5 protein-coding genes are annotated in these 13,114 nt (G+C 68.0%); all 5 read right to left on the bottom strand.

Annotated features, from left to right (window positions below):
* Positions 1 to 54 precede the first annotated feature (54 nt).
* The 5 genes from C3B71_RS03545 to rpoB all read right to left on the bottom strand — a co-directional run bounded on the left by C3B71_RS03545 (position 55) and on the right by rpoB (position 12,936).
* Entirely contained in the window at positions 55 to 930 is an 876-nt protein-coding gene (locus C3B71_RS03545; protein WP_108966211.1) for a hypothetical protein, read from the bottom strand.
* Between the two features lie 134 nt (positions 931 to 1,064).
* Complete coding sequence (locus C3B71_RS03540; protein WP_146752440.1) at positions 1,065 to 3,611, bottom strand: hypothetical protein; 2,547 nt, start codon at positions 3,609 to 3,611, stop codon at positions 1,065 to 1,067.
* 499 nt (positions 3,612 to 4,110) lie between these two features.
* The gene (locus tag C3B71_RS03535) at positions 4,111 to 5,091 is read right to left on the bottom strand and encodes a hypothetical protein (RefSeq protein ID WP_108966207.1); all 981 of its coding nucleotides are present in this window, start codon (positions 5,089 to 5,091) and stop codon (positions 4,111 to 4,113) included.
* 226 nt (positions 5,092 to 5,317) lie between these two features.
* Complete coding sequence (locus C3B71_RS03530) at positions 5,318 to 9,283, bottom strand: DNA-directed RNA polymerase subunit beta' (RefSeq protein ID WP_073327566.1); 3,966 nt, start codon at positions 9,281 to 9,283, stop codon at positions 5,318 to 5,320.
* A gap of 134 nt (positions 9,284 to 9,417) precedes the next feature.
* A complete protein-coding gene (gene rpoB / locus C3B71_RS03525) occupies positions 9,418 to 12,936 on the bottom strand; it encodes a DNA-directed RNA polymerase subunit beta (RefSeq protein ID WP_108966205.1) in 3,519 nt (1,172 codons plus the stop codon).
* Positions 12,937 to 13,114 lie beyond the last annotated feature (178 nt).

The raw sequence follows: 13,114 nt of genomic DNA, 5'->3' as shown, positions 1-13,114 counted from the left end.
CTCACACAACCTGTTTCCGCATCCGCGATCCCCGCCCAGCCTGAGCCGCTCCCGCTACTCTCCCTTGACGGAACGGAGGATGTCCAGCACCTCGTCCTTGCCGGGGATGTCCACTCCCAGGGACTCGACCCGATCGATGATGGCGTCGATCTGCTCGCTGTCGATCGCATCCACGTCGATCGAACCGGCGTATGCCACCGCCTGTGCCACGGTTCGCTCCTCGAGAGCGCTCGCCCCGTAATGCGCGGCGCCCACCGTCGCCGCGGTCGGCAGGACCAGGGAGGCCACCAGCAGCAGCGCCGCGGCCGTCTTCGGCCGCGCCCGGACCACGGCCACGATGGCGACTATGAAGGCGATGAAGGCCAGTACTCCCCCGATCGCGAAGGCCGCGGCGGCCGTGGTGTTGATCAGGCTGCCCGTGCCCTGAGCGACGGCGAATACGTCTATGGAAGTAAGCAGCGTGTACATGCCCCAGCCGAGCAGCGCGGAGGCCACGAGCACCAGGATCGTGCCCAGCGGGGTGGCAGCCGTATGGCGGCGGGCCGGGGGCGCGGGCAGTCGCGCGGGGGCGCCCGGTTGCGCATTGCCGGAGGCGGGCGCATACGTGCTCTGCGTTGGGGGCGTCGTATGGCCGATGCCGGTCGGCAGCGCCATGGTCGGGGTGGGGTCCGCGGCGGATGGTGAGTAGCCGGCGTCCGCGTAATCGGCGGGTGCATACGACTCGGGTAGGGCGGTGGTGGCGGCGCCGTCGCCCAGACCGGTGGTGATGTCGACTGCCTGCGTGGGCTGGGCGTCCTGCCACTGAGCGTCGTCGGCGTCGCGATCCAGCTGTCCATCCCTGCCGTTGCGGCCGAACGCGCTTACGCGCCTGGTCGCGCTGTGTGATGAAGACGGATTGGGCGGGTACTCGGGTGCGGACGGCGTGGTCACGGGCGACTCTCCTTAGCGATGGCGCTACGGATAAGGTACATCCAAAACGGTACCGATCCGCAGCGTCATCGCGCGCGTGCGCTTGGACACGGTCTCGAGCTAGCGGATGACGCTCGCGACGCCGTACGTCGGCCTCAGTACCCGTAGTACACGTACGAGTCGGTAACGGTGACGATCGGTTCGTCATCACCGTCCTCCGGCCATTCGATCGTGCCGGAGAAGGTGTAATTCCAGTCCTTGTCCTTGGGATTCTTGTTCCAGCTGGTCGGGATGTTGCGGGTGGTGAAGGTGATCGAACCGCTCTTGAAGGCAGTGCCGTTCACCGTCACTTCCGTGGCCTCGGCGGTCACTTCCAGGGAATCCAGTTCGGTGGACTGCAGCGCGTACGGGCATACCTCGTCCATGTTTCCGGGCGGAGTGACGCACTCCGTCGCCTGCGCGTTGACTGCGTCAAGCACGAGGTTCTCCAACGCCTCGGTCGCCTCACCCTCCACCTGGACGGTGGTGCTGGACGTGGAGTTGATGTTCAGCTCGGTGGTGTCGGCCGTGAGGTAGTCAGACACGTCTGCGTCAACGCCGACGTCGTAGATGCCGAAGTAGACGTACTGGGTGGCGGAGCCGCCGTCGTACTCACTGGTCTCCAACGGCACCTGCGTGCCGCCGACGGTGACGGCGCCGAGCGTATAGGAGGACAGCGTGACTTCCCGAACGAGCGGGGTGTCCACCTCCCAGGTGTTCAGCACCCCGTATTCCTTGTCGCCGGCCTTGACCACGATGGGCACGTCGAAGCGCTCGCCGTCCAGGGAGATCGTGGCGGTCACCGTGACCGAGTCCCGCGTTCCCGTGCTCGCGTAGGTATCCGTGTCCGAGGGCGCCTCCACATCCACCACCTCGATGCGCGAGGTGGCGGCACCCAGCGTCTCGTCAGTGAGCAGAAGTCGCTGATCGTTGGGGACGCCGGGATCGACCATGGCGGTGGCCTCCGCGGCGTGGCCGTCGGCGAGCAGCTCCAGGTAGGCCTCGACCGCCTGCTCCGGCCCCCGCCGCGCGTTGAGCACATGCACCGCGATGGCACCCGCACCGACAAGAACCAGGCAGGCAACCACCGCGCCGGCCACGCGCTTCAGCCGTCGCCTGGCCGCCGGGTCCATCGGTTGTGGCGCGGGCAGTGGCGGCACGGGGGCTCCCGCCGCATTGGCCGACATGGCCGCGGGCGCGGATGTGGCCGACGCCACCGGGGCGGATGGCACGTACACCGCAGGGGGCGGCGGCGCAGCAGGGGCCGGCGTCGGCGTCGAAGTCGCGTTGGGCTGCGCGGCGTAGGGAGCAACGTATTCGTCCGGCGCCGGGGCGGGCGCCGGCGTAAACGCAGGCGCGGGCGGGACGGCGGTCGACGCCACGAATGACTGCTGCTGGGCCGGCTGGGCCTGGCCGGTCGCCCAGTATTCGACCGCCTGGGTGCCTGCGCACAGCCGCAGGAAGGAGTTGGCGTTGGCGTACAGCCAGGCCGGCAGCACCTCCGCCAGCACAGAAACGATCAGCGCGAAGAGCGCCAGTGTCAGGCTCGACCACCAGGCCGGACCGACACTGGCTGTGGCCTGCTGCCCCAGCAGCCGGCCCGAGAGGCGCACCGGCGCGAGCAAGTGCAGCACGATCAGTCCTGCCGCCAGCACGGCGACCGGCATCTGCCAGGTCCGGGCCGGGTCCGCCGCAGCCAGCCGCGGCCGGCGCACTCCGACGCGCGCCGCGCCCGCCACGGCCACCACCAGCACGGCGACATACAGCAGGATCGACCAGGCGCCCATGATGTCCCAGGCAGAGGCGCTGCCCGACGGGTAGGGGACGTCACTGACGCCGAATTCCTGCAGGAAAGGAGCAGAGAAGGAGCCGGCGATGCCGCCCAGGGTGCCGAGGGTGAGGGCGTAGACGATCAGGTTGCCGACCAGAACGGGCAGCAGGGGAATGGCACCACCGGCGTCGTTCTTGAACGCCGCAAACACAGCGACGACGATGCTGACCACGCCGAGCACCACGCCGATAATCGTTGCCAGCGCGCCGAGTTCGCGCAATACCTGGCGCAACCGGGCCGGGACCCGGGAGGTGAGCTGTACCCCCGCACGTGCGAGTATCAGCGCGGCAAAGACGATCACCCAAGTCATCAGTAGGGATGAAGCGGCCGACGCACGCACAACCGCTTCGCCCGTTCCCGCCGGGTCGTAGGATCCCAGGGCGGTGAGCAGGCATGCCAAGAGTGCGGCCACGGCCGCCTCGACGGCGGCGCGTAACGTCATCGCTCCGAGGGGCGCCGCGGACTCGTCTACGGGCGCGCGCCGCCTGGCCAGCAAATACACGCCGACGGCGATTGCCAGCAGCGTTCCCAGCGGCAGTACCGTGAGCCCCACGTTGGCAGACACATATGCGTCGCTCCCCAGTAACTGCGGGGAGATCGTCGCCTGCAGGCCTCCCCCGAGGCTGAAGCCCATGGCGACCACGAACACCCCGAAGGGAGTCGGCACGTCGTGCTGCCCGAGCAGCTCCAGCGAGGTCATGAGCAGGATCGCCGAGCCCAACGCAACTCCGAATACCACTGCGAGGGTGAGGCCTACCGTCGTGAGCGCGGGCTTGCGGGTGAGCGTGTGCATGGCGGCTGCCACGTGACTGGGAGCAGCGGTATTGGGCACGGCCGGCGGCTGCATCCCCGTACCGGGCCACACGGTGGACGTCGGCTGCACCGGCGTGGCCGGCTGCCCGGGTACCGGCTGGGGCGGGGCCGGCGCCGCCTGAGATGGCGCGGGCACATCCTGGGCGGCTACCGGGGGCGCCGGGAACGGCGTCGTCGCGTCCGGCTGCGGGCCGAATTCAAGGACAGTTGGGCTGGGCGCAACCGGCGGCGAGGCGCCCGCAGGCGAGCTGGAGGGTTTCGCAGCAGGCGCTACCCCACCGGGGCCGCTCTCAGGATGTGGGCCGGGACTCGGTAGATTGTGTTGGTCACTCATAGCATCCCTTTGGGAATAGGGAGGGCTGGACGCCGCACACCTTGCCACGACGTGATGCGCATCTCAATTGACCCGCGAAGAGCAAGACGGCTATTGCGGAAGCTTGCGGAGATCGCGTCGAAGAAGGCGTCGCCGCGGCCGCCGCAGCAGGAGCAGCGGCAGCGACCCGCGGTCGCACCCCCTCTCAGGCCTGCGGTGTCTGCGGAGTGGGAGGCTGCTCCTGAGGCCACGAGCCCGCCTGCCCCTCGGCGGACTGATTGGGTTGCTGCGGTCCGTACGACTGTGCCTGGTACTGCTGCGTAGTTGCCGGCTGGGCGGTGGGGTTCCCTGCGGCGGGGGCCTGCGCCTCATACGGCTGCTGAGGCATCGGCTGGGCGGCGGGGTTCCCCGCGGCAGGGGCCTGCGCCTCATACGGCTGCTGAGGCACCGGCTGGCCGAACTGCTGCGGTGCCGACTGGGCGTCATACGCAGCCTGCTGCGGAGCGGCGGCAAGATACTGCTGTGGCGCAGCCTGAGCAGCCTGCTGCTGCGCCAACTGCTGCTGCATCTGCTGCTGTTGCATCTGCTGCATCTGGGCCACCTGCATTTGCTGCATGGCCAATGACTGCATCCGCAGGTCCTGTGCTTGTCCGTGCTGAAGCGCCGCGGTGTCAGCAAAGACCCGATTCTGCAGCTCGGCGCGGAAGGCCTCGAGCTTGGCCTTGTCCAGCACCGAAACCTCTGGGCCAAAACTTCCTCCGGCGTGGTTGGTAGCCACCAGCGCTAGGGAAATCGAGGTCAGTGCGAACATGACCGCCAGTATGAGACACAGCAGACCACCCAGCGGCGAGTCACCGATCATCGCGAAGCCGAGAATCGCCAGGACGAGAGCGAGCAGAGCGCGGCCGACCTTAAAACGTGACGAGGTCGAGACGGCGGCGATGGCCGACAGCGGAATTGTGTTCTCAGTGTTTCCGATCGGAATGATGCCGAGCAACGTATTGGGCACCTTGTAGACGAAGCGAGTCGTCGAGCACATGAGCTGCCCCTTTAGATACGGGGCGAGGATCGAGACGAGGAAGCTTTCGCCGTACACCCCGGTCTCGCCCGGTGCGAGCGCGAAGTCGGTCACGTTGTGTCCGCCGACGTGGGAGTTCGGAGCAGCTGGATTCTGATATGCGGCCATCACAATGTTCCTTGGAAAGGAGATGGGGGACGGTCAACTTTGGGAACGACCGTTATGTCCCGGATAGTTTCGCACATGCGCCCCACAGTCAAGACAGACTCACATCGTGGAACACCGCTCGACCGGTGGCGTGTACGTGACGGCGGCCCGCATCCTCCGGAGTGGAGGGTGCGGGCCGCCGTCGTGGTCGGTTAGCGCTGCGAGGCCGGAAGGCGACCGCCACGCGTCAGAACTGGATGTCCTCCGAGGAGGTGTTGAATCCGGTGCGGAAGTCGTCGGAGAAGTCCGCGCGGAAGTCACCGCCGAAGGAGAAATCGTCCAGCGCCACCGAGTCGCCCGCGGAGAAGCCGTCGCCGCCGGCGTAGCCGGCCCGGGAGAAGACCTCCGCCTTGACCTCCTCGGTCGGCTCCACCTCGATGTCCGAGTAGCGGGCCAGACCGGTGCCGGCGGGGATCAGCTTGCCCAGGATGACGTTCTCCTTCAGGCCCAGCAGCGGGTCCGACTTGCCGCTCATGGCGGCCTCGGTGAGCACGCGCGTGGTCTCCTGGAAGGAGGCGGCGCTCAGCCAGGAGTCGGTGGCCAGCGACGCCTTGGTGATACCCATCAGCTCGGTGCGCGCGGAGGCGGTCTTGCCGCCCTCCGCCATGACCCGGCGGTTCTCCTCGCGGTAGCGCGAGACGTCCACCAGGTCGCCCTGCAGCAGGTTGGTGTCACCGGCGTCCAGCACGGTCACGCGACGCAGCATCTGCCGCACGATGACCTCGATGTGCTTGGAGTGGATGTCCACGCCCTGGGAGCGGTAGACCTCCTGCACCTCGTCCACCAGGTGACGCTGGGTGGCGCCGACGCTGCGCAGGCGCAGCAGCTTCTTGGGGTCGATCGGCCCCTCGGTGAGGGCGTCGCCCGGCTCCACGTGGTCGCCGTCGGTAACCAGCAGCCGCTGGCGGCGGGAAACGGGGACCACCAGGTCCTCCTCACCGTCGTCGCGGGTGATGACCAGCCGCTTGCCGTCGGCGTCGTCCTCAATCTTGAGGGTGCCGGCGGCCTCGGCCACCGCGGCCTCACCCTTGGGGGTGCGGGCCTCGAAGAGCTCCTGCACACGGGGCAGACCCTGGGTGATGTCGGCGGCGCCGGCCGCACCACCGGTGTGGAAGGTACGCATGGTCAGCTGCGTTCCGGGCTCACCGATGGACTGGGCGGCGATGATGCCGACCGCCTCACCGATGTCGACGCGCTTGCCGGTGGCCAGGGAGCGACCGTAGCAGGCGGCACAGGTGCCGACGGCGGAGTCGCAGGTCAGCACGGAGCGGCACACGACCTGCTCGATGCCGGCGTCGATGGCCGCGCGGATGTTGGCGTCGCCCAGGTCGGTGCCGGCCTCGATCACGACGTTGCCGTCGGCGTCCACGGCGTCGCGGGCGAGCGTGGTGCCGAACACGGTGGTCTCCAGGATGTCGGAGACCTCCTTGACGCGCTCGCCGTCGACCTCCTTCCAGGTGAACAGCCGCTTGGTCAGACCCTTGCGGGTGCCGCAGTCGTCCTCGCGGACGATCACGTCCTGGGAGACGTCGACCAGACGCCGGGTCAGGTAGCCGGAGTCGGCGGTGCGCAGAGCCGTGTCGGCCAGACCCTTGCGGGCGCCGTGGGTGGCGATGAAGTACTCCAGGACGGACAAACCCTCCCGGTAGTTGGACTCAATCGGCCGCTCGATGAGGCGCTGCTTGGGGTCGGCCACCAGGCCGCGCATGCCGGCCAGCTGGCGAATCTGGTCCCAGTTGCCGCGGCCACCGGACGCCACCATCTGGTAGACGGTGTTGCGCTCGGGGAAGTTGGCGCGCATGGCCTCGGCGACCTCGTCGGTGGCCTTGGTCCAGATGTCGATCAACGACTTGTAGCGGTCGTCCTCGGTGAGGGCACCGAGCTCGAACTGCTCCTCGATCTCGGCGGCCTCGGCCTCGTAGCGGGCGAGGATCTCCGGCTTGGAGGGCGGGGAGACCACGTCGGCGAAGGCCACGGTGATGCCGGACCAGGTGGACCAGTGGAAGCCGTTGGCCTTCAACTCGTCCAGGCAGGCGGCCACCTCCACGCGCGGGTAGGACTCCGCCAGCGTGTTGATGATGTTGCCCAGCTTCTTCTTGTCAACGGTGTAGTTGACGTAGGGGAAGGACTCGGGCAGGGCGGTGTTGAACAGCGCGCGGCCGAAGGAGGTGCGCAGGGTGATCGGGTCGCCCTCGCTCCAGTTCTCGGGCGGCTGCCAGCCCTCGGGCGCGGTGATGCCCTCCTCGAAGCGGATGTCGCAGGTGGCGTTCACATCCAGCTTGCCGAAGTCGTAGGCCATGACCGCCTCCGCGTAGGAGGAGAAGGCCGGGACGATCGGCTCGCCGTGCTCGTCGGTCTCCACCGCCACGGCCGGGTCCGGCTCCTGGGTGAGGTAGTAGGTGCCGATGATCATGTCCTGGGAGGGCATGGTCACGGGGCGACCGTCGGAGGGCTTGAGGATGTTGTTGCTCGAGAGCATCAGGATGCGGGCCTCGGCCTGCGCCTCGGCGCCCAGCGGCAGGTGCACGGCCATCTGGTCGCCGTCGAAGTCGGCGTTGAAGGCACCGCACACCAGCGGGTGCAACTGGATGGCCTTGCCCTCGATCAGCTGCGGCTCGAAGGCCTGGATGCCCAGGCGGTGCAGCGTGGGAGCGCGGTTGAGCAGGACCGGGTGCTCGCGGATGACCTCGGCCAGCACGTCCCAGACCTTCGGGTTGGCGCGCTCGACCATCCGCTTGGCGGCCTTGACGTTCTGCGCCTCCTTGAGCTCCACCAGCCGCTTCATGACGAAGGGCTTGAACAGCTCCAGGGCCATCTGGCTGGGAAGACCGCACTGGTGCAGCTTCAGCTGCGGGCCGACGACGATGACGGAGCGGCCCGAGTAGTCCACACGCTTGCCCAGCAGGTTCTGACGGAAGCGCCCCTGCTTGCCCTTGAGCATGTCGGACAGGGACTTCAGCGGGCGGTTGCCCACACCGGTGACGGGGCGGCCGCGGCGGCCGTTGTCGAACAGGGCGTCGACGGCGTCCTGCAGCATGCGCTTCTCGTTGTTGACGATGATCGTCGGGGCGCCCAGGTCCATCAGCCGCTTGAGGCGGTTGTTGCGGTTGATGACGCGGCGGTACAGGTCATTGAGGTCGGAGGTTGCGAAGCGGCCACCGTCCAGCTGCACCATGGGGCGCAGGTCCGGGGGAATCACCGGGATGTTGTCCAGCACCATGGCCTCGGGGGCGGTGCCGGTCATGCGGAAGGCGTTAATGACCTTCAGCCGCTTGATGGCGCGGGTCTTACGCTGGCCGGTGCCGCTGTCGACAATCTCGTTCAGGGCGGCGGCCTCCGCCTCCAGGTCGAAGTTGCGCAGGCGGTCCTGGATGGCCTCTGCGCCCATGGCGCCCTTGAAGTAGATGCCGTAGTCGGCGGCCATGTCCCGGTACAGGACCTCGTCGCCCTCGAGGTCGCCGACCTTGAGGGACACGAAGCGGTCCCACACCTTGTCCATGTGCTCCAGGGTGCGGGTGTTCTTGCGGCGCAGGGAGGCCATCTCGCGCTCGGCGGTCTTGCGGGCCTTGTCCCGCTGCGCCTGCTCGGCGCCCTCCGCCTCGAGCTGGGCGAGGTCCTCCTCCAGACGCCGCTGGCGGGCCTCGATGTCGGCCTGGCCGGCCTCCTCCACGTGCTGCTTCTTGACCTCGAACTCGTTGCGCAGCGAGGGCAGGTCGTCGTGGCGGGCCTCCTCATCCACCTCGGTGACCATGTGGGCAGCGAAGTAGATGACCTTCTCCAGGTCCTTGGGGGCCAGGTTGAGCAGGTACCCCAGGCGCGAGGGGACGCCCTTGAAGTACCAGATGTGGGTGACGGGCGCGGCCAGCTTGATGTGGGCCATGCGCTCGCGGCGCACCTTGGAGCGAGTCACCTCGACTCCGCAGCGCTCGCAGACGATGCCCTTGTAGCGCACGCGCTTGTACTTGCCGCACGCGCACTCCCAGTCACGGGTGGGGCCGAAGATCTTCTCGCAGAAGAGTCCGTCCTTCTCCGGCTTGAGGGTGCGGTAGTTGATGGTCTCGGGCTTCTTGACCTCGCCATGCGACCAGGACTTGATGTCCTCGGCGGTGGCAAGGCCGAGCTGGATCCTGTCGAACACGTTGGCGTCGAGCACAGTTCCTACTTCCGATTCAGAGTGGTCAGCTCAAAAGTCTTAAGGGTTTCCGGTGCCGCGTTTCCACGGCGGCACCGGGCCCGTTGGCCCGGGAGGGCCGGCGCGCTGGGCGCCCGACCTCCCGGACGTTGGGGTTAGATCTCGTCCACCGCCATGGCGCTTCCGCCAGGACGGCGACCCAGGTCGAAGCCGAGCTCCTCGGAGGCGCGCCGGCCGTCGTCGTCGGTGTCATCCAGGCCGATGACATTGCCGGCGGCGTCCAGGGCCTCAACGTTCAGGCACAGCGACTGCATCTCCTTCATGAGCACCTTGAAGGACTCGGGGATGCCGGGCTCGGGGATGTCCTCGCCCTTGACGATGGCCTCGTAGACCTTCACGCGCCCGTTGACGTCGTCGGACTTGACGGTCAGCAGCTCCTGGAGGGCGTGGGCGGCGCCGTACGCCTCCATGGCCCACACCTCCATCTCGCCGAAGCGCTGGCCACCGAACTGCGCCTTACCGCCCAGCGGCTGCTGGGTGATCATCGAGTACGGGCCGGTGGAGCGGGCGTGAATCTTGTCGTCCACCAGGTGGTGCAGCTTGAGGATGTACATGTAGCCGACCGACACCGGGTACGGGAAGGGCTCTCCGGAGCGGCCGTCGAACAGCCGCGCCTTGCCGTCGGGCTGAACCAGCTGGAGGCCGTCCCGGTTGGGCAGGGTGGAGTCGAGCAGGCCCATGATCTCGTCGTCGCGCACACCGTCGAACACCGGGGTGGCCACGGGCGTACCGGGCTCGGCGGACACGCCGTTCTCGGGCAGGCGCTCGGCCCAGGCCTCGCCGGCCTCGCGGGCGGCGGAGGCGTCCCAGCCGCGGGAGGCGACCCAGCCCAGGTGCAGCTCGAGGACCTGACCGACGTTCATACGGCTGGGCACGCCCAGCGGGTTGAGGATGACGTCCACCGGGGTGCCGTCGGCGAGGAAGGGCATGTCCTCCACGGGCAGGATCTTCGAGATGACGCCCTTGTTGCCGTGGCGGCCCGAGAGCTTGTCACCGACGGTGATCTTGCGGCGCTGAGCGATGTACACGCGCACCATCCGGTTCACGCCGGCGGGCAGTTCGGCGTCCTCGGAGGAGGCGTCGAACTCGCGCACGCCGGTGACGATGCCGTACTCGCCGTGGGGCACGCGCAGGGAGGTGTCGCGCACCTCGCGGGCCTTCTCACCGAAGATGGCGCGCAGCAGCCGCTCCTCACTGGTCAGCTCGGTCTCGCCCTTCGGGGTGACCTTGCCGACCAGGATGTCGCCGCTGCGGACCTCGGCACCGATGCGGATAATGCCGCGCTCGTCCAGGTTGGCCAGCGCCTCCTCGGAGACGTTGGGGATGTCGCGGGTGATCTCCTCGGCGCCCAGCTTGGTGTCGCGCGCGTCGACCTCGTGCTCCTCGATGTGGATCGAGGTGAGCAGGTCCTCGGCGACCACGCGCTGGGAGACGATGATGGCGTCCTCGTAGTTCAGGCCCTCCCAGGTCATGAAGGCGACCAGGAGGTTCTGGCCCAGGGCCAGGTCGCCGTCGTCGGTGGCGGGGCCGTCCGCGAGCACGCTGCCGACCTCCACGCGCTCGCCCTCGGAGGCGACCACGCGCTGGTTGTAGCAGTTGCCCTGGTTGGAGCGGCGGAACTTGGCGACCTTGTAGACGGTCTCGGTGCCGTCGTCGTTGGCCACGCGCACGAAGTCGGCGCACACCTCGGTGACCACGCCGCCCTTGGAGGCGACCAGTACGTCACCGGCGTCGACGGCGGTGCGCCGCTCCATGCCGGTGCCCACAAGCGGGGCGTCGGGGCGGATCAGCGGCACGGCCTGGCGCTGCATGTTGGCACCCATGAGGGCGCGGTTGGCGTCGTCGTGCTCGAGGAACGGGATCAGCGAAGTACCCACGGAGACCATCTGCCGCGGGGACACGTCCATGAGGTCCACCTGGGAGGCCGGCACCAGGGCCGGCTCGCCACCGGTCACGCGGCACAGCACGTGGTCCTCGGCGAAGTGCTCGTCGGCGGTGAGTTCCACGTTCGCCTGGGCGATGACGTGGCGGTCCTCGTCGTCGGCGGTCAGATAGTGGATCTCATCGGTGACCTGACCGTCGCGCACCACCCGGTAGGGGGTCTCGATGAAGCCGAAGGGGTTGATGCGCCCGAAGGTGGCCAGCGAGCCGATCAGACCGATGTTCGGGCCCTCGGGGGACTCGATGGGGCACATGCGCCCGTAGTGGGAGGTGTGCACGTCGCGCACCTCCATGGAGGCGCGCTCCCGGGACAGACCGCCGGGGCCGAGCGCGGACAGACGCCGCTTGTGGGTCAGGCCGGCCAGCGGGTTGTTCTGGTCCATGAACTGGGACAGCTGGCTGGTGCCGAAGAACTCCTTGATCGCGGCCGTGACGGGCCGGATGTTGATCAGGGTATTCGGGGTGATGGCCTCGACGTCCTGAGTGGTCATGCGCTCGCGCACCTGCCGCTCCATGCGGCTCATGCCGGTGCGCACCTGCGACTGGATGAGCTCGCCGACGGCGCGGATGCGGCGGTTGCCGAGGTGGTCGATGTCGTCGTACTCGACGGCGAGGTCCACGATCTCCCCGTCGCGCACGCCCTCGACGGTCTCGGCGCCGGCATGCAGCGCGAGCAGGTACTTGATGGCGGCGACGATGTCCTCGATGCGCAGCACGGACTCGTTCAGGTCCGCGGCCAGGCCGAGCTTCTTGTTGATCTTGTAGCGGCCGACCTTGGCCAGGTCGTAGCGCTTGGCGTTGAAGTAGAAGTTCTCCAGCAGGGTGCGGCCGGCCTCGACGCTGGGCGGCTCACCGGGACGGATCTTCTTGTAGATGTCCAGCAGGGCCTCGTCCTGGGTGGTGACCTTGCGGTCCTCATCCAGGGCGGTGGTCAGCGCCGGGTAGTCCTTGAACTCCTCGCGGATCTCGGCCTCGTCCAGGCCCAGTGCCAGCAGGAAGACGGCGATGTCCTGCTTGCGCTTGCGGTCGATGCGCACGGCCACGCGGTCGTTCTTGTCCACCTCGAACTCCAGCCAGGCGCCGCGCGAGGGGATGAACTTGACGTTGTAGACGTACTTGTCCGAGGCCTTCTCGGTGGTGCGCTCGAAGTACACGCCCGGGGAGCGGACCAGCTGGGAGACGACGACGCGCTCCGAGCCGTTAACGATGAAGGTGCCCTTGTCGGTCATGAGCGGGAAGTCGCCCATGAAGACCGTCTGGGACTTGATCTCACCGGTGGTGAAGTTCTCGAAGTCCGCCACCACGTACAGCGGGGCGGAGTAGGTCAGGTCCTTCTCCTGGCACTCCTCGGCCGTGTACTTCGGCTCTTCGAAGCGGTGGTCGTGGAAGGACAGGGCCATGGTCTCGCCGAAGTCCTCAATCGGCGAGATCTCGTCGAAGATCTCTTCCAGCCCGGAGGTTTCCGGCAGCGAGCCCGGCTGGGCGGCGTTGGCGGCGTCCACTCGGGCGCGCCACTTCTCGTTGCCCACGAGCCAGTCGAAGCTCTCGGTCTGCAGGCCCAGAAGATTCGGAGCCTGCATCGGCTCGGCAATCTTGGCGAAATTGATTCGACGCGACGCGGTACGCGCGGCGATGTCAGCGGCGGTTGGTGCAGAGGTGCGCGAGGCAGCCAAAGGGGATCCTTCCCTCATCTCGGGGATCACTCTGCGTACACCTGTGTGCGGGCCCGGCAGTTCCCCCACGCTCCCCTCTCGGGTCCGCCGACTGGTCGCGCCGGCTCGCGGGCAGTACCACTGAGGCCAGTACACACAAGGTACGCGAAGAGCTAGCCTACACGCTCACGCCGCACCG

The sequence above is a fragment of the Actinomyces sp. Z16 genome, assembly GCF_003111765.1.
Taxonomy (GTDB): Bacteria; Actinomycetota; Actinomycetes; order Actinomycetales; family Actinomycetaceae; genus Actinomyces; species Actinomyces glycerinitolerans.
The sequence above is the reverse complement of the archived record's forward strand: the minus strand, read 5'-3'. Positions and strand labels throughout refer to the sequence as shown.